The sequence below is a fragment of the Pseudomonas sp. FFPRI_1 genome, assembly GCF_055384485.1.
The window spans coordinates 769,496-787,452 of the sequence record NZ_AP029168.1; the positions used below are offsets into that span (position 1 = coordinate 769,496).

Consider the following 17,957-nt stretch of genomic DNA (forward strand, 5'->3'; position numbering starts at 1 on the left):
TCAAACAGATGGAATTAGAAAATGCCCTCTAAACAACTGGAGGCTTGAGCTAGAGCATCAGCTTGATGACGGACTGATGGGGATCGCGGGTTTTTCCGGCGGCCTTCAGCTCGGCCAGATAGTCGTTCCACAGGTCTTCCTGGCGCAGTGCCAGCTGATACAGGTAGTCCCAGGTGAACAGTCCGCTGTCATGGCCGTCGTCGAAGGTCAATTTCAGTGCGTACTGGCCGGCCGGTTCGATCTTGCTCAGGCCGACGCCGAGCTTGCCGAATTGCAGGATGGGTTTGCCGTGGCCCTGGACCTCGGCGGAGGGGGAGTGCACCCGCAGGAATTCCGCAGGCAGGTGATAGACCTCGTCCGGCCCGTAGGTCAGGCTCAGGGTCTTGGAGGCTTTGTGCAGATTGATACCGGTGGGGAGTTTGCTCATCAGTTGTAGTCCTTCCGGTAGGAGCCGGCTTGCCGGCGATCGGGGGGTGGCCCTATCGCTGGCAAGCCAGCTCCTACATGGGTGGCGAAGGCTTACAGGATATAACGGGAAAGGTCTTCGTTCTGCGCCAGTTCACCCAGGTGGCTGTTGACGTAGGCCGCGTCGATGCGGATCGGCTCTTCGTTGTGGGCGCTGGCCAGGTCGCCGGCGCTGAACGACACCTCTTCGAGCAGGCGCTCGAGCAGGGTGTGCAGGCGACGGGCACCGATGTTCTCGGTCTTTTCGTTGACCTGCCAGGCGATTTCCGCCAGGCGCTTGATACCGTCTGCCTGGAACTCGATGGCCAGGCCTTCGGTCTTCAGCAGCTCGCGGTACTGCTCGGTCAGCGATGCATGGGGCTCGCTGAGGATGCGCTCGAAGTCTTCCGGCGACAGGGCCTTGAGCTCGACGCGGATCGGCAGGCGACCTTGCAGCTCGGGGACCAGGTCGCTGGGCTTGCTCAGGTGGAAGGCACCGGAAGCGATGAACAGGATGTGGTCGGTCTTGACCATGCCCAGCTTGGTGTTGACGGTGCAGCCCTCGATCAGTGGCAGCAGGTCGCGCTGCACGCCTTCGCGGGACACGTCGACGCCGCCGGCATTGCCGCGCTTGGCCACCTTGTCGATTTCGTCGATGAACACGATGCCGTGCTGCTCGACGGCTTCCAGGGCCTTGGCTTTCAACTCTTCGTCGTTGACCAGGCGGCTGGCTTCTTCATCGCGCACCAGTTTCAGCGCTTCCTTGACCTTGAGCTTGCGGCTCTTGCGCTTGCCCTTGCCCATGTTGGCGAACAGGCTCTGCAGCTGGTTGGTCATCTCTTCCATGCCCGGTGGCGCGGAGATATCGACACCGGCGACTTCCGCCACTTCGATCTCGATTTCCTTGTCGTCCAGCTGGCCCTCGCGCAGGCGCTTGCGGAACAACTGGCGGGTGTTGGAGTCCTGGGCCGGTGCTTCGTCGCTGCTGAAACCCATGCGTGCCGGTGGCAGCAGGGCATCGAGGATGCGCTCTTCGGCGGCATCCTCGGCACGGTGGCGCACCCGGACCATTTCCTGTTCGCGGAACATCTTGATCGCCGCATCGGCCAGGTCACGGATGATCGACTCGACGTCGCGGCCGACATAGCCGACCTCGGTGAACTTGGTGGCTTCGACCTTGATGAACGGGGCGTTGGCCAGCTTGGCCAGGCGCCTTGCGATCTCGGTCTTGCCGACACCGGTCGGACCAATCATCAGGATGTTCTTGGGGGTCACTTCAACGCGCAGCTCGGCCGGCAGCTGCATGCGACGCCAGCGGTTGCGCAGGGCGATGGCGACGGCGCGCTTGGCATCGTCCTGGCCGATGATATGGCGGTTGAGTTCGTGGACGATTTCGCGGGGTGTCATGGACATAGTAATTGGCGGTCCTCAAGCAAGAATGAAAGCCGTGGCGCTAAGGCCGAAACAGGCTTATTCCGCGAGATCCTGCTCCTCGATGGTTTGAGTGTGGTTGGTGAATACACAGATGTCGCCGGCGATGCCAAGAGCGGTCTCGACGATCTCGCGGGCCGACAGGTCGGTCTTTTTCAGCAGGGCGCTGGCAGCGGCCTGGGCGTAGGCGCCACCGGAGCCCATGGCGATCAGGCCGTCTTCGGGTTCAACCACGTCGCCGTTGCCGGTGATGATCAGGGAGGCGTCCTTGTTGGCCACGGCCAGCATGGCTTCCAGGCGGCTCAGGGAACGGTCGGTGCGCCATTCCTTGGCCAGTTCGACGGCGGCCCGGACCAGATGGCCCTGGTGCTTCTCCAGTTGGCCTTCGAAGCGTTCGAACAGGGTGAAGGCGTCAGCGGTGGCACCGGCAAAGCCGGCGATGACCTGGCCGTGGTACAGGCGACGGACTTTTTTCGCGTTGCCTTTCATCACGGTGTTGCCGAGAGAAACCTGGCCGTCGCCGCCCATGACGACTTTGCCGTGGCGGCGGACTGAAACGATGGTGGTCAAGGGGGTGTCTCCACGCAGCGGGGCGAAAGTGCCCTGATGGAAACTCATATGGGGGTGGCGAGAGGTTTTTCAACTGCAAGGCCGGCAGAGAGACGAGTGGCGTGCAGTACTGGGTGCGCGAGCCCGGCCAGAGGCTGTGGCCGCAAGGCTGGCTATGCTGCGGCGAGCGTCAGGGGCCGACCCCGCTGTCGAAGCGGGGTGGCTGCTGCGTGCCGGCGCTCGGCTTCGGGTTGCAGTGCGCCGGCACGTCCTTTGACCTGACGGCAGCAGGCTCTCCCTTGACGGGGGATCAGCGGCTTTGGCGCTGTTGTAACAACAGGTTACTGAAGCCGGCGCCCGCCAGTTGTTTCTGGGCCACGGTCAGTTGTTCACGGTTGCTGAACGGACCAACCAATACCCGGTACCAGGTTTCTTCTTTTACCGTGCCGGATTCGACCGCAACCGACTGCCCGAGCAGGATGATCTGCGCGCGGACCTTGTCGGCATCGGCTTCCTTGCGAAACGAGCCGGCCTGGAGGAAGAACTTGGTCACCGGAGCCGCCTTGGCCACAGGGGGCGCTGGCGGCGGCGTGATCCCGGCCAGGGCCGCCTGGGCCCGGGCGGTGTCGATCTTCGCCGCTTCCGCCGGAGTCACCGGGGTGGTTGGCACCGTCGGCACCTGGGGCGTCGGCAGGGTTTTTTCCGGCACCGCCTCGGGCGGCACTATGACTTCCGATTCCGGCAGCAGGGTATAGAAGTCGTATTTGGGCTTCACCGGTTGCTGCGGGCTTGGCGGGGTCTTGTTGGCCTCGGCGATCTTGCTGGCTTTTTGCTGCTCGATCTTTTCGCGCTTGACGCTGTCGCCGCCCTTGCCGGGTTCGAGCTTCATCAGGAATACGATGAAGGCGCCAATGGTCAGGCCGATGGCCAGCCACAGCCAGCCCGGAATCGGCTGTTTGGCCGGGGCCTGGTAACGGCTGGCGCCACGCTTGGGTGCAGGTTTTTTCTTGGCAGCCAACTTACATTTGCTCCAGGACTTCAAGGCCCAGCAATTCCAGACCTTGCTTGAGGGTACGGCGAGTCAGCTCGGTGAGGCGCAGGCGGCTGTGCATCTGCGCCGGCGTCTGGGCCGCGAGGATCGGGCAGTTCTCGTAGAAGCTGGAGAACAGCCCGGCCACGTCGTACAGGTAGGTGCAGAGGGTGTGCGGCGTGCCTTTCTCGGCGACGCCGTTGAGGATCTCGCCAAACTGCGCCAGCTTGGCCGCCAGTTCCAGCTCATGGGCGGCGTCGAGGGTGATCTGGCCCTGCACTTCGCTGAAGTCCTTGCCCAGCTTGCGGAACACGCCGGCGGCGCGGGTGTAGGCGTACAGCAGGTAAGGCGCGGTGTTGCCTTCGAAGTTGAGCATCAGGTCGAAGTTGAAGCTGTAGTCGCTGGTGCGGTGCTTGGACAGGTCGGCATATTTCACCGAATCAATGCCCACCACCTTGGCAATGCGGCGCAGGTCGGCTTCCGGCAGTTGCGGATTCTTTTCCTTCACTAGGACGTAGGCGCGTTCTTCGGCCTCGGTCAATAGGTCGATCAGCTTCACGGTGCCGCCATCGCGGGTCTTGAACGGGCGGCCGTCGGCGCCGTTCATGGTGCCGAAGCCCATGTGCTCCATTTCCATCGGATGGGTCACGAAGCCGGCCTTGCGGGCCACGGCGAACACCTGCTGGAAGTGCAGGGCCTGGCGCTGGTCGACGAAGTACAGGGCGCGATCGGCCTTGAGCGTGCCGCTGCGGTAGCGCACGGCAGCGAGGTCAGTGGTGGCGTACAGGTAGCCGCCGCCGGCCTTGACGATGATCACCGGCAGCGGCTCGCCTTCGGCGTTCTTGAACTCGTCGAGGAACACGCATTGGGCGCCGTTGCTTTCCACCAGCATGCCCTGGGCCTTGAGGTCGTTGACCACATTGATCAGGTCGTCGTTGTAGGCACTCTCGCCCATCACGTCGGCCATGGTCAGCTTGACGTTGAGCAGCTCGTAGATCTTCTGGCAGTGGGACAGGGAGATGTCCTTGAACTTGGTCCACAGTTCCAGGCAATCCGGGTCGCCGGCCTGCAGCTTGACCACCAGGCCGCGGGCGCGGTCGGCGAAGGTTTCGGACTCGTCGAAGCGCTGCTTGGCGGCGCGGTAGAAGTTTTCCAGGTCCGACAACTCGTCGCTGGTGATGGGGTTTTCTTCCAGGTAGGCCATCAGCATGCCGAACTGGGTGCCCCAGTCGCCCACGTGGTTCTGGCGGATCACGGTGTCACCGAGGAACTCCAGGACCCGGGCCACGCCGTCGCCGATGATGGTCGAACGCAAGTGGCCGACGTGCATTTCCTTGGCCAGGTTCGGCGCCGACATGTCGATCACGGTGCGTTGTACCGGGCCGGCCTTGCGCACGCCCAGGTGCTCGTCACCGAGGGCGGCGTCCAGGCGTGCAGCCAGGGCCTGGGTGTTCTGGAAGAAGTTGATGAAGCCCGGGCCGGCGATTTCCGCCTTGCTCAGGTTCTCATCGGCCGGCAGCGCGGCAATGATCTTCTCCGCCAGGTCGCGGGGTTTCATGCCGGCCGGCTTGGCCAGCATCATGGCGATGTTGCTGGCGAAGTCGCCGTGGGTCTTGTCGCGGGTGTTTTCAACCTGGATCGCCGGCGTCAGGCCTTCTGGCAACACACCTTCGGTGACGAGTTGGGTGATGGCTTGCTGGATGAGCTGGCGAATGGTGTCTTTCATGGGCTTCTCTTTCGACCGCTGGCGCGGCGGCGCTTCAGTGCGCAGGTGGAAAAACTGGGTATTATCCGTTGCCGGAACGGGCTTGCCAACCATTGGCGGGCGAGCGGCAAGCGGCAGGCTATCAAGATAGAGCACTCTGCACGCCCGCCGCCGTGCCTTGCAGCTTAAAGCTTGAAGCTTGCCACTTATCTAGTACAAATCCACCGGATCCACATCCAGCGACCAGCGGACTTGTCGCCCGCTGGGCATCTGCTCCAGCACCAGCAGCCAACTGCTCAGCAGGCGGTGCAGGGGCGCCCGGGCATTGGCCTGCAGCAGCAATTGCGCGCGATAGCGTCCGGCCCGGCGCTCCATGGGGGCCGGCACCGGCCCCAGCAATTCGATGCCCCCCAGGTTCTGCTCCGTGAGCAAGCGCTCGGCTTCGCTACAGGCTTCATCGAGAAATCCTTCGGCCTGTCCCGGTTTGTGGGCCTCTGCTCGGAGCAGGGCCAGGTGGGCGAAAGGCGGCAGGCCGGCGGCCCGGCGCTCGCTCAGGGCCTGCTCGGCAAAGGCGAAATAGCCCTGTTCGGTGAGTTGCACCAGCAGCGGATGGTCGGCCAGGTGGGTCTGGATGATCACCTTGCCCGGTTCTTCGGCGCGGCCGGCGCGGCCGGCCACCTGGACAATCAACTGGGCCATGCGCTCGCTGGCGCGGAAGTCCCCGGAGAACAGGCCGCCGTCGGCATCGAGGATCGACACCAGAGTGACCCGGGGGAAGTGGTGCCCCTTGGCGAGCATCTGGGTGCCCACCAGGATGCACGGGTGGCCTTTCTGGATCGTGGCGAACAGCTGGTTCATCGCGTCTTTGCGCGAGGTGCTGTCGCGATCCACTCGCAGCACCGGGTAATCGGGGAACAGGATTCCCAGTCGCTCCTCGGCCCGCTCGGTGCCGGCCCCCACCGGCCGCAGGTCGACCTTGCCGCATTGCGGGCAGTGCCGGGGCACCCGCTCGACATGGCCGCAGTGGTGGCAGCGCAGCTCGCCGGAGCGCTGGTGCACAGTCATGCGTGCGTCACAGCGCTGGCACTCGGACATCCAGCCGCAGTCGTGGCACAGCAGGGTCGGGGCAAAGCCGCGCCGGTTGAGGAACACCAGCACCTGCTGGCCGGCGGCCAGGGTTTGGCCAATGGCTTGTTGCATGGGGCCGGAAATGCCGCTGTCGAGGGGGCGGCTCTTCACATCCAGGCGCAGGAAGCGCGGTTGCTTGGCGCCCCCGGCCCGTTCATTCAGGCGCAGCAGGCCATAGCGACCGATGTAGGCGTTATGCAGGCTTTCCAGGGATGGCGTGGCCGAGCCAAGGACGATCGGAATGTTTTCCTGGCGGGCGCGTACCAGGGCCAGGTCGCGGGCGTGGTAACGCAGGCCTTCCTGCTGTTTATAGGAGCCGTCGTGCTCCTCGTCGATGATGATCAGTCCGGGGTTCTTCATCGGCGTGAACAGGGCCGAGCGGGTGCCGATGATGATGTCGGCCTCGCCGTCCCGGGCGGCCAGCCAGGCGTCCAGGCGCTCGCGATCGTTGACCGCCGAGTGCAGCAGGGCGATGCGCGCGTTGAAGCGCTGTTCGAAGCGCGCCAGGGTCTGGGGGCCGAGGTTGATCTCGGGGATCAGCACCAGGGCCTGCTTGCCGGCTTCGAGGGTTTCGCGGATCAGTTGCAGGTAGACCTCGGTCTTGCCGCTGCCGGTGACCCCGGCCAGGAGAAACGCGTGGTAGCTGTCGAAGCCGGAACGGATGGCCTCGTAGGCGGCGCGCTGTTCGCTGTTCAGTGGCAGTTCCGGCTGGGCCAGCCAGTGTTCGTGGCGCGCCCCGGGGGCATGCTTGCGTACTTCCACCTGGACCAGGTCCTTGGCCAGCAGCAGGTCCAGGCTGTCCTTGCTCAGCATCAGCTTGCTCAGCAGCGTATGGGGCACGCCGTGGGGATGCTGGGCCAGGGTCGCCAGGGCCTCGCGCTGACGCGGGGCGCGGGCGATGCGCGGATCGTCGTGGCGGGCGCCGGGAACGATGGACCAGAAGCGCTCCTGGCGGGCCTCGGCCAGTTCGCCCTGGCGCAGCAGTACCGGCAAGGCCCAGCTCAGGGTGTCGCCCAGGCTGTGCTGGTAGTACTGAGCGGTCCACAGGCAGAGCTTGAACAGGGCTGGCGGCAAGGGCGGCGTGGGGTCGAGCAGGGCCAGTGCCGGCTTGAGCTTCTCGGCCGGGACTTCGCTGTGATCCGCCACTTCCACCAGGATGCCGATCATTTCCCGGCGGCCGAACGGCACCCGCAGGCGCATGCCCGGGTGCAACTGGGCACGCAGTACACCGGCCGGGGCACGGTAGTCGAACAGGCGGCGCAGGGGCGAGGGCAGGGCGAGGCGCAGAATGGCGTCGGGCACGCGGGACAGTCTCTTTGGGCGAACGGTAAATAGGCCTCGGAGCCTAACAGACGAGCGGTGGAGTGTCCTGCACAAGCGCGCGAGGTCCCCGCTGGCCGGGGGCTGATGCTGTTCAGGTCGGCAGTTGCGTGGCGCCCAGGGGCAAAGAGGGGGCTGTCAAGGTGGCCAGCGGTTTTTCTGATGGAGTGTCATCAGGATCTCTTGCGCGATTGACGCGGTCTGGTAGAATTCGCGCCCTAATTCGTGCGGTATTCAACAATAGTGTTGGGTGGCGGCACGCTAGCCTGAGGAATACACCATGAAAGCCGATATCCATCCAGTATACGAAGCCATTACCGCTACCTGCAGCTGCGGTAACGTCATCGAAACTCGCTCCACCCTGGCCAAGCCTCTGAGCCTGGACGTGTGCAACGAGTGCCACCCGTTCTACACCGGTAAGCAAAAGACTCTGGACGTTGGCGGTCGTGTCGACAAGTTCAAATCGCGCTTCGGTGCTTTCGGCGCAACGAAAAAGGCCTGAGGCTGATCGTTCTGGAAAGCCGATACCGACTTTCCTCGCTGATGAAAAAGGCGTCCCTAGCGGGCGCCTTTTTTGTGTCTGCGATTTGGCTGACAGCCGCCCAGGCATTTTGCCCGGCGCCCAAGGGGCTGGCCCCGGTCATTGTGCAGCGGGTGGTTGATGGCGACACCCTGCGCCTCAAGGACGGTCGCAGCGTGCGCATGATCGGTCTCAACGCGCCGGAACTGGCCGGCCGGGGGCGGTCCGCGGAACCCTTTGCCGTCGCGGCGCGGCAACGCCTGGAGCAGTTGGTGGCGCAGAGTGGTGGCCGGCTCGGCCTGTTGCCAGGGCGCGAGCGACGCGATCGCTATGGCCGCACCCTGGCTCACCTGTACGGTGCCAATGGCCGTAACCTCGAAGCGCAGTTGATTGCCGAAGGGCTCGCCTACCAGATCGCGGTGGTACCGAGCGTCGCTCTGGTGGCTTGCCAGCAGGCTGCTGAAAACCATGCGCGGCGAGCCAGGCTGGGGCTTTGGCGGCATTCGCCTGTACTGAAAGCGGAGCAGATCCGCCGCTCGGGTTTTGCCCTGCTCAAGGGGCGTGTGAGCAAGGTGCAACGCAATCGTGGCGGGCTTTGGATCACATTGCAGGGTTCGGTTGTATTGCGTATTGCACCCAATGTGCAGAGCAGGTTCGCGCGCGGGTTGCCCAGACGCCTGGTTGGGCGGCAGATCGAGGCACGGGGCTGGGTGGTGGAGCGCTTGCCTCGAGGGCAATCATCGGGGGGGTATTCACGCTGGATAATGTCTCTGAGTGACGGCTCAATGCTCAGACTTCTCTGATAAAGAGAAAATTGTAGACATTTTTTAAATGGATTGTGAACAGTTGAAAGCCTTGTACCCCGCGGCTCTTGGCCCAAAGTCGTACGCTAGGGGCCTTGACAGGGGTGACTGGCCAGTCTTGTGGGGACTATGCGACACGCGTATCCTCGGCGGTCCGTCTGTCCAACAGCAAAAAGCGGAATGCCCACATGTCTGATTTGAAAACTGCCGCTCTCGAATATCATGCCAATCCTCGTCCAGGAAAGCTGAGTGTCGAGCTCACCAAGGCCACTGCTACCGCTCGTGATCTGGCGCTGGCCTACAGCCCCGGCGTAGCCGAACCGGTACGCGAAATCGCTCGCGATCCGGAACTGGCCTACAAGTACACCGGCAAAGGCAACCTGGTTGCCGTCATTTCCGATGGCACCGCAATTCTCGGCCTGGGCAACCTCGGCCCATTGGCCTCCAAGCCAGTGATGGAAGGCAAGGGCGTACTGTTCAAGCGTTTCGCCGGCATTGACGTCTTCGACATCGAAGTCGACTCCGAAAGCCCACAGGCCTTCATCGACACCGTCAAGCGCATCTCCATCACCTTCGGTGGCATCAACCTGGAAGACATCAAGGCCCCTGAGTGCTTTGAGATCGAGCGCGCTCTGATCGAGCAGTGCGACATCCCGGTTTTCCACGATGACCAGCACGGCACCGCGATCGTGACCGCTGCCGGCATGATCAATGCCCTGGAAATCGCTGGCAAAACCCTGTCCGATGCCAAGATCGTCTGCCTGGGTGCCGGCGCCGCCGCCATCTCCTGCATGAAGCTGCTGGTGAGCATGGGCGCGCAGATCGAGAACATCTTCATGGTGGACCGTACTGGCGTGATCCACGCTGGCCGTGACGACCTGAACCAGTACAAGGCCGTGTTCGCCCACACCACCGACAAGCGCACCCTGGCCGACGCCCTGCAAGGCGCCGACGTGTTCGTTGGCCTGTCCGGCCCGAACCTGCTGAGCGCTGAAGGCCTGAAGTCCATGGCACCCAACCCGATCGTGTTCGCCTGCTCGAACCCGGATCCGGAAATCGCTCCAGAGCTGGCTCACGCCACCCGTGACGATGTGATCATGGCCACCGGCCGTTCGGACTACCCGAACCAGGTCAACAACGTACTGGGCTTCCCGTTCATCTTCCGTGGTGCCCTGGACGTTCGCGCCAAGCGCATCAACGAAGAAATGAAGATCGCTGCGGCCAACGCCCTGCGTGAACTGGCCAAGCTGCCAGTGCCACAGGAAGTGTGCGACGCCTACGGCGGCATCAAGCTGGAGTTCGGTCGTGAGTACATCATTCCGAAGCCGATGGATGCCCGTCTGATCACCGTGATCTCCGATGCCGTGGCCAAGGCCGCTATCGAGACCGGTGTTGCTACCCTGCCGTATCCGAAGAACTATCCGCTGAAAAGCGTGAACGACGTGTTCAACGGTTAACAGCAGACCCATAAAAAAACCCGGCCTTGGAGCCGGGTTTTTTTATGGGGGAGTTTCAAGCTGCAAGCTGCAAGAGGGGCTGTGTTGCTTTCTCTTGCGGCTTGTACGCGCCTCTTCGTCGGCCGGTAGCGGGCTGCGTGGGACGGCGCCATTGCCCAGCTCGTGGACCTAAGGCGTGGTTTTTTTGAACAGCTCGAAACAGGCATTGGCGCGGCCGATGTCGATCCGCAAACTGAGAGCCGTTAACAGCAGACCCATAAAAAAACCCGGCCTTGGAGCCGGGTTTTTTATGGGGGGTTTCAAGCTGCAAGCTGCAAGAGGGGCTGTGTCGCTTTCTCTTGCGGCTTGCAGCTTGCACTGCTGTCCTCTTAGAAGAGGTCGATCGGCGCCGCTTCGTCGGCCGGCAGCGGGCTGCCAGGAGCCGCGCCATTGCCCAGCTCGTTGACCGAGGGCGGGGTGTCTTCGCTCTTGAACAGTTCGAAATAGGCGTTCGGCGTGCCCGGGGTCGCGGCGCGGCCACTTACCGGGTCGACCCGCAGGCTGAGGATGCCTTCCGGTTCCGGCTGGGTGTGCGCCGGCTTGTCCTTGAGGGCGGCGCCCATGAAGCTCATCCAGATCGGCAGGGCCACGGTGCCCCCATACTCGCGGCGCCCCAGGCTTTCCGGTTGGTCGAAACCGGTCCAGACGGTGGTCACGTAGTCGGCGTTGTAGCCGGAGAACCAGGCATCCTTGGATTCGTTGGTGGTACCGGTCTTGCCTGCCAGGTCCGTGCGGCCCAAGGCCAGTGCGCGGCGACCGGTGCCCAGCTTGATCACGTCCTGGAGCATGCTGTTGAGGATGTAGGTGGTGCGCCCGTCAATGATTCGTTCGGCAATCGCCGGTGTCTGGACCGGTGCCTGGGTCGGGGTCTCGCCGGCCACGGTATTGACCGTGAAGCTTTGCTCCGGCGCGGCAACACCGCTGCTGGTGGTATTGCCAGTGGGGACGCTGGGCGGGTTGGCGCTGAACAGGGTTTCGCCGTTGCGGCTTTCGATCTTGTCGATGATGTACGGGGTGATCTTGTAGCCACCGTTGGCAAAGGTGCTCCAGCCGGTGGCGATCTCCATCGGCGTCAGGGTCGCAGTGCCCAGGGCCAGGGACAGGTTGCGCGGCAGGTCCTGCTTGTTGAAGCCGAACTTGCTGATGTAGTCGATGGTGTGGTCCACGCCCATGCTTTGCAGCAGGCGGATCGACACCAGGTTGCGCGACTTGTACAGCGCCTCGCGCATGCGGATCGGCCCGAGGAAGGTGTTGGTGTCGTTCTTCGGACGCCAGACCTTGTCCAGGTATTCGTCGACGAACACGATCGGCGCATCATTCACCAGGCTGGCCGGGGTGTAGCCGTTGTCCAGGGCGGCGCTATAGATGAACGGCTTGAAGCTCGAACCGGGCTGGCGCTTGGCCTGCATCGCACGGTTGTAGTTGCTCTGTTCGAAAGCGAAGCCTCCCACCAGTGCGCGGATCGCACCGTTTTGCGGGTCCAGGGTCACCAGGGCGCCCTGGGCCACCGGGATCTGGCTGAACTTCAGCGAGTTGTCCGCCTGGCGCTGTACGCGAATCAGGTCGCCGACCTGGACCACGTCCGCCGGCTGGCGAGGTGTCGGGCCCATGCTGTTGGTGTTGAGGAAGGGGCGAGCCCATTTCATGCTGTCCCAGGCTAGATGCTCCTCGCCGTTGCGGGTCAGTACCTGGGCGCCGTTCTTCTCGACCTGGGTGACAATCGCCGGCTCCAGCCCGCTGATGGTCCGCTGCTTGGTCAGTTCGGCGGCCCAGGCGGCGTGGGTCTTGCCCGGCAGGCGGGATTCCGGCCCGCGATAGCCGTGGCGCTGGTCGTAGGTCATCAAGCCTTCGTGGACCGCGGTATTGGCCATTTCCTGCAGGTCGCTGGGCACCGTGGTGGTTACCCGGAAACCTTCGGTGTAGGCGTCGCTGCCGTAACGGCCGACCATTTCGGCGCGGGCCATTTCGGCAATATAGGGGGCGTTCACTTCCGGCGTCGGCACGTGATAGCTGGCGTTCAGCGGTTCGTTGATCGCCTCGGTGTAGGCCGCCTCGTTGATCTTGCCGAGCTTGTACATGCGCCCGAGGATCCAGTCGCGACGCTCTTTGCTACGCGCCGGGTTGGCCAGGGGGTTGAAGCGCGAAGGCGCCTTGGGCAGGCCGGCGATCATCGCCATCTGCGCCAGGCTCACGTCACGGATGGACTTGCCGTAATAGACCTGGGCCGCTGCCTCGATCCCGTAGGCACGGTTGCCCAGGTAGATCTTGTTGACGTACAGCTCGAGGATCTCGTCCTTGGTCAGCTGCCGCTCGATCTGCAGGGCCAAGAGGATCTCGGTGGTCTTGCGCGAGAAGCTGCGCTCGCTGCTGAGGAAGAAGTTCTTCGCCACTTGCATGGTGATGGTGCTGCCGCCGGACTGGATGTGTCCGCTCTTGACCAGTTGGGTTGCGGCGCGCATCAGGCTGCTGGGGTCAACCCCGTAATGGTTAGCGAAGTTGTCGTCTTCAGCACTTAGTAACGCATTGATGAAGTTGGGGGGAATGTCGGCGAAACGTATGGGTGTGCGGCGCATTTCACCGAATTCGGCGATCAACTTGCCGTCGCTGCTGTACACCCGCAGAGGGATCTGCAACTGGATGCTTCTCAGGGCCTCTACCGAGGGCAGGCCGGGACTAAGATAGAGAAACGCACCGGAGAGGGCGAGGAGCAGCCCGCAGAACACCGCGACGATGGACCACCCGAAAAACTTCAGCAGACGAATCAAGGCTTTTGGATTTCCAGAGAAAGGAATGAATTAGGCGTCAGGGTATTCACGGTAATCAGGGACCGACCCACGCAGCAGGTAAAAGCGGAAAAAAACGCTGGGCATTATAAGCATTTTCCGAAGAGAGCGTCATTTGGCCGTCTGTCAAGATGCGGCGATTGAACGCAATGTCGCTTAAGGAGTCCGTAAGTCACGGATAGTCATAGGGAATTGGTCGTGCTTGGACTCTTCAGCAAAAAGCCGAGTTCCCTATTGGGGATCGATATCAGTGCGACATCGGTCACGCTTCTGGCCTTGAGTCGGCGGGGGCGGGGTTACCGGGTCGACGCCTATGCCAGGGAAGACCTGGCGCCCAACGCCTTGCAAGATCAGCACATCGCCGACCCCGAGGCCGTGGCAATGGCGCTGTCGAGGGCCTGGCTCAAGAGTGGCAGCCGGCTCAAGCGTGCTGCAGTGGCGGTGGCTGGCGAGGCGGTGATCAGCAAGCTGATCGAGATGCCGGCGGGGCTGTCTGCCGATGAACTGGAGCAACAGCTCAGGCTGGAGGCCGGCCAGTACATTCCCTACCCCCTGGAGGAGGCCGCCATCGACTTCGAGGAGCAGGGTATGGTCCCTGGCAATCCCCAGAGGGTCCGGGTGCTGCTGGTGGCCTGTCGCAATGAGCCGGTAGAGTCCCTGGAGGCGGTGCTGGCTCTGGCCGGCCTGACCCCCCGAGTGGTGGACACCGCACCGCTGGCCGTGGAGCGCTGCCTGGCGATGCTGGCAGCGCAGAGCCCGATGGCGTCCCAGGGTGCCATGGCATTGGTGGATATCGGCTCGAGCCTGAGCGTCTTCAGCGTGTTGCATGATCAGCAATTGATCTTCAGCCGGGAGCAGCTGTTCGGCAGTCGGCAACTGAGCGAGGCCCTCGAGCGGCGCTATGCACTGACATTGCCGGCGGCGTTGCAGGCCGAGCGCGAGGGGCGTCTGCCGGCGGGTTGCACCGAGGAATTGCTGCAACCGTTCGAGCAGGAGTTGCAGTTGCAGGTAACCCGATCCCTGCAGCTGTTCGCCGCATCGCCTGGACAGCAGCCGGTGACGCAGTTGTTGCTGGCTGGCGCCGCCAGTCGCCTGACCGGCCTGGATCGGCGGCTGACCGAGCGAATGGGAATCGCCACGGCGGTCGCCGATCCGTTCGTCGCTATGGCCTTGGGCGGTCAGATCGATGCCCGCGCGCTGGCCGACCAGGCGCCACAACTGCTGCTTGCCTGCGGCCTGGCCTTGAGGGGGTGTGACTGATGGCCGGGATCAATCTTCTGCCCTGGCGCGAGACCGAGCGTGCCTTGCGCCGCAAGCGCTTCCTGCTGGCACTGGCGGCCATGGTCCTGCTGGGGCTGGCTCTGGTGTTGCTGATCGATGGGTTTATCGCTCGGGCGATCGAGCGGCAACAGGCGCGTAACCACTATCTGGGGCAGGCGACTGCCCGACTGGATCAGCAGATCGCCAGCATCCACGAGCTCAAGGCCAGGCGTCAGCAATTGCTCGAACGGATGGAGGTCATCGAAGGCCTGCAGGGCAATCGTTCGGCCAGCGTGCGGATTTTCGAGCAGTTGGCGCGCAGCCTGCCCGATGGCGTGTACTTCACCGAAGTGGACCTGCAGGGGCAAAGCCTGAGCGTCAGTGGCGCGGCGGAATCGAACAATCGGGTATCCGATCTGATGCGCAACCTGCAGGCCGCGCAGGGTTTTGCCGCTCCCAGTCTGACCGAGGTAAAGAATGCGGCCCAGGCCGACCAGGGATTGGGCAACCTGTTCCGGCTCAGTGTGGAGCAAGTACCCCGGGTGCCCGAGGAGCCGAAACCATGAGCCTTGGGCAATGGCTGGCACAAATGCGCCGCACCGACCTGAGGGAGCTGGGGCTGGAAGACCTGGGTTCCTGGCCCGGCCCGGCCAAGACGCTGGCGGCGGCGATGCTGTTGCTACTGGTGCTGGTGGCGGGCTACAGCCTTTACCTGAGCCCGCATCTGGAGCAACTGGCCCGGCAGCGCCAAGAAGAGACCGGGCTCAAGCAGCAGTTCGCCGGCAAGGCCCGGGAAGGTGCCAATCTTGAACGCTACCGTGAGCAGCTCAAGGTCATCCAGGGCAGCTTCGATGCTTTGTTGCGCCAGTTGCCCAGGGGCACCGAAGTCCCGGGGCTGCTGGAGGACATCAGCCGGGTTGGTCTGGGCAGTGGCCTGGCGTTCGAAGAGATCAGGCTGCAGCCCGAGGAGAGCCGGCAGTTCTATGTCGAGCTGCCGATTCAGATCACCGTCACCGGGGCCTATCACGATCTGGCGACATTCGTCAGTGGCGTTGCCGGCCTGCCGCGCATCGTCACCCTGCATGATTTCCAGGTCCGGCCTGTGGAGGCCGGCCATCCCGACCGGCTGCGCATGAGCATCGAGGCGCGCACCTACCGCTATGACCGTCCGGGGCCGCAGTCATGAAGCGCGTGCGCTGGCTTGCGCCCGGGTTGTTATGGATGGGCCTGTGGGGCTGCGGCAGTGGCGAAGACTTCGCCGACCTGGATGCCTACATGAATGAAATGCGCCTGCAATCGCCTGGGCCAATTGAACCAACACCGGTAATCCGGTCTTACCCCTCATTCACCTACAGCGCTGGTGCACTGCGCAGCCCGTTCCAGCCACCGCAAAGAGCCGCGCTTGTCGCAGGCCCCCAGGGTGCCAGTGCGGTCCGGCCCGATCCTGACCGGCTCCGGCAATACCTTGAAGGCTTCGACATCGAGCAGATGCAGATGGTCGGGACCCTGTCCAACGCCTCCGGAAGCTTCGCCCTGTTGCGCGCGGCCGGTGGGATACACCGCTTGCAGGTGGGCGACTACCTGGGGCGCAACGAAGGACGGATCGTGGCCATCAGTGATTCACAGCTGGAGGTGGTGGAGATTGTTCCCGATGGAGCGGGAGCCTGGCAGCAGCGCCCGCGGACACTGCCCCTGAAAAAGCACTCTTAAGTGGGATCTGGAAAATGAACAGGATTGTTTCAGCCTTCGGCGTGGCGCTATGGATGGCGCTGCTGACGCCGCTGGTCGGCGCCGCCGAACTCAAGGGCGCCTCGGTCGGTGCACCGGGCCCGTTGCCCGCCGTTCGTGCGGCCGCCAACGAAAACATGCCGCGCTCGATCCAGGGCGTGGATTTTCAGCGCGGCGAGCGGGGCGAGGGTAACGTCCTGATCGACTTGTCGGATCCAGGGATCAGTGCCGACATCCAGCAGCGTGATGGCAAGATCGTTCTCGGCTTTGCCGGAACCCGGTTGCCCGAATCATTGCGGGTGCGCCTGGACGTCAAGGATTTCGCCACGCCGCTGCAGTTCATCAGCGCCGATACACAGAACGGGCGCACCACCATCACCCTGGAGCCCAGGGGGGCTTTCGACTATTCGACGTTCCAGACCGACAACCGGCTGACTATCAGTGTCCGCCCCCTGGCCGAGGCCGGGGCTCGGCGCGAGGGCGGGCGTCCAGCCTACAGGGGTGAAAAGCTCTCGCTGAATTTCCAGGACATCGAAGTGCGTTCAGTGCTGCAACTGATCGCCGATTTCACCGGCCTCAATCTGGTGGCCAGCGACACTGTTCAGGGCGGCATCACCCTGCGTCTGCAGAATGTGCCCTGGGATCAGGCTCTGGACCTGGTGCTCAAGACCAAAGGCCTGGACCAGCGCAAGATCGGCAGCGTGCTGCTGGTGGCCCCGGCGGATGAAATAGCCGCCCGGGAGCGCCAGGAGCTGGAGTCGCAGAAGCAGCTGGAAGACCTGGCGCCGCTGCGCCGGGAACTGCTGCAGGTCAACTACGCCAAGGCGGCAGATATTGCCAAGCTGTTCCAGTCGGTGACCGGCGCCGAGGAAAGGGCCGACGAGCGAGGTTCGATCACCGTCGATGAGCGCACCAACAACATCATTGCCTATCAGACCCAGGAGCGCCTCGACGAGCTGCGGCGCATCGTCACGCAACTGGACATCCCGGTGCGCCAGGTGATGATCGAGGCGCGCATCGTCGAGGCCAATGTCGACTATGACAAGAGCCTGGGCGTGCGCTGGGGCGGTTCGGTGCAGAACAGGGGCAACTGGAATGCCTCCGGCGTGCAGAGCGGTGCCAATGGTTCGTCCACCATCGGCACTCCGGGCAGCAGTGGCAGCAACACGCCTTTCGTCGACCTGGGAGCCACGGCCAACACCTCGGGCATTGGTATCGCCTACATCACCGACAATGTATTGCTGGACCTGGAACTGACCGCCATGGAAAAGACCGGCAATGGCGAGATCGTCTCCCAGCCCAAGGTGGTCACCTCCGACAAGGAGACTGCGAAGATCCTCAAGGGCACCGAGATTCCCTACCAGGAAGCCAGCTCCAGTGGCGCCACCTCGGTGTCGTTCAAGGAGGCCTCGCTGTCCCTGGAGGTCACGCCGCAGATCACCCCGGATAACCGCATCATCATGGAGGTCAAGGTCACCAAGGATGAGCCGGACTACCTGAACAAGGTCCAGGATGTGCCGCCGATCAAGAAGAACGAGGTCAATGCCAAGGTGCTGGTCAACGACGGGGAGACCATTGTCATCGGTGGGGTTTTCTCCAACACCCAGAGCAAGGTTGTAGATAAAGTGCCATTTCTTGGCGATGTGCCGTATCTTGGCCGCCTTTTCCGGCGTGACGTGGTGTCGGAGAAAAAATCCGAGCTGCTGGTATTTCTCACTCCGCGTATCATGAACAACCAGGCGATTGCTGTGAGTCGTTGA

At 63.3% G+C, this 17,957-nt stretch carries 14 protein-coding genes and 1 pseudogene; 8 read left to right on the forward strand and 7 right to left on the reverse strand.

Going from position 1 to position 17,957, the window contains the following annotated elements; translation table 11 throughout:
- Positions 1 to 49 precede the first annotated feature (49 nt).
- The 6 genes from ACZ5BO_RS03445 to ACZ5BO_RS03470 all read right to left on the reverse strand — a co-directional run bounded on the left by ACZ5BO_RS03445 (position 50) and on the right by ACZ5BO_RS03470 (position 7,589).
- On the reverse strand, positions 50 to 427 hold the full coding sequence (locus ACZ5BO_RS03445; protein ID WP_025130287.1) for a gamma-butyrobetaine hydroxylase family protein: 378 nt from the start codon (positions 425 to 427) through the stop codon (positions 50 to 52).
- Between the two features lie 92 nt (positions 428 to 519).
- Positions 520 to 1,857 carry an ATP-dependent protease ATPase subunit HslU gene (gene hslU, locus ACZ5BO_RS03450; RefSeq protein ID WP_025130288.1) on the reverse strand — a complete coding sequence of 446 codons (1,338 nt, stop codon included), beginning with the start codon at positions 1,855 to 1,857 and terminating at the stop codon, positions 520 to 522.
- Between the two features lie 57 nt (positions 1,858 to 1,914).
- Positions 1,915 to 2,445 carry an ATP-dependent protease subunit HslV gene (hslV, locus tag ACZ5BO_RS03455; RefSeq protein WP_003186641.1) on the reverse strand — a complete coding sequence of 177 codons (531 nt, stop codon included), beginning with the start codon at positions 2,443 to 2,445 and terminating at the stop codon, positions 1,915 to 1,917.
- Between the two features lie 289 nt (positions 2,446 to 2,734).
- The gene (locus tag ACZ5BO_RS03460) at positions 2,735 to 3,442 is read right to left on the reverse strand and encodes an SPOR domain-containing protein (RefSeq protein ID WP_025130289.1); all 708 of its coding nucleotides are present in this window, start codon (positions 3,440 to 3,442) and stop codon (positions 2,735 to 2,737) included.
- 1 nt (position 3,443) lies between these two features.
- On the reverse strand, positions 3,444 to 5,180 hold the full coding sequence (gene argS, locus ACZ5BO_RS03465) for an arginine--tRNA ligase (protein ID WP_464698255.1): 1,737 nt from the start codon (positions 5,178 to 5,180) through the stop codon (positions 3,444 to 3,446).
- A gap of 189 nt (positions 5,181 to 5,369) precedes the next feature.
- Complete coding sequence (locus tag ACZ5BO_RS03470; RefSeq protein ID WP_464698257.1) at positions 5,370 to 7,589, reverse strand: primosomal protein N'; 2,220 nt, start codon at positions 7,587 to 7,589, stop codon at positions 5,370 to 5,372.
- A gap of 298 nt (positions 7,590 to 7,887) precedes the next feature.
- On the opposite strand from ACZ5BO_RS03470, the gene rpmE reads away from it, so the two are divergent.
- The 3 genes from rpmE (at position 7,888) to ACZ5BO_RS03485 (ending at position 10,387) form a co-directional block, all read left to right on the forward strand.
- Positions 7,888 to 8,109, forward strand: coding sequence for a 50S ribosomal protein L31 (gene rpmE / locus ACZ5BO_RS03475; RefSeq protein WP_011058815.1), 222 nt, complete (start codon positions 7,888 to 7,890; stop codon positions 8,107 to 8,109).
- Between the two features lie 41 nt (positions 8,110 to 8,150).
- Positions 8,151 to 8,930 (forward strand): thermonuclease family protein, encoded by a 780-nt coding sequence (locus ACZ5BO_RS03480; protein ID WP_464698259.1) that lies wholly within the window; start codon positions 8,151 to 8,153, stop codon positions 8,928 to 8,930.
- Between the two features lie 188 nt (positions 8,931 to 9,118).
- Positions 9,119 to 10,387 (forward strand): malic enzyme-like NAD(P)-binding protein, encoded by a 1,269-nt coding sequence (locus ACZ5BO_RS03485; protein ID WP_025130293.1) that lies wholly within the window; start codon positions 9,119 to 9,121, stop codon positions 10,385 to 10,387.
- Positions 10,388 to 10,755: 368 nt separating this feature from the next.
- Here the strand turns inward: ACZ5BO_RS03485 and ACZ5BO_RS03490 are convergent, their stop codons facing one another.
- Positions 10,756 to 13,188, reverse strand: coding sequence for a penicillin-binding protein 1A (locus ACZ5BO_RS03490; protein ID WP_464701180.1), 2,433 nt, complete (start codon positions 13,186 to 13,188; stop codon positions 10,756 to 10,758).
- A gap of 219 nt (positions 13,189 to 13,407) precedes the next feature.
- On the opposite strand from ACZ5BO_RS03490, the gene pilM reads away from it, so the two are divergent.
- From pilM to ACZ5BO_RS03515, 5 genes and pseudogenes are all read left to right on the forward strand, one after another.
- Complete coding sequence (pilM, locus tag ACZ5BO_RS03495; RefSeq protein ID WP_464698261.1) at positions 13,408 to 14,469, forward strand: type IV pilus assembly protein PilM; 1,062 nt, start codon at positions 13,408 to 13,410, stop codon at positions 14,467 to 14,469.
- Entirely contained in the window at positions 14,469 to 15,035 is a 567-nt protein-coding gene (locus ACZ5BO_RS03500; RefSeq protein WP_025130296.1) for a PilN domain-containing protein, read from the forward strand. Before pilM ends, ACZ5BO_RS03500 begins: the two co-directional genes overlap by 1 nt.
- Positions 15,032 to 15,655, forward strand: a complete 624-nt coding sequence (locus ACZ5BO_RS03505; RefSeq protein WP_025130297.1) for a type IV pilus inner membrane component PilO — start codon at positions 15,032 to 15,034, stop codon at positions 15,653 to 15,655. Before ACZ5BO_RS03500 ends, ACZ5BO_RS03505 begins: the two co-directional genes overlap by 4 nt.
- A complete protein-coding gene (locus tag ACZ5BO_RS03510; RefSeq protein ID WP_464698264.1) occupies positions 15,652 to 16,179 on the forward strand; it encodes a pilus assembly protein PilP in 528 nt (175 codons plus the stop codon). Before ACZ5BO_RS03505 ends, ACZ5BO_RS03510 begins: the two co-directional genes overlap by 4 nt.
- Before the next feature lie 95 nt (positions 16,180 to 16,274).
- A pseudogene (locus ACZ5BO_RS03515) lies at positions 16,275 to 17,957 on the forward strand (type IV pilus secretin PilQ); the annotation flags it as partial.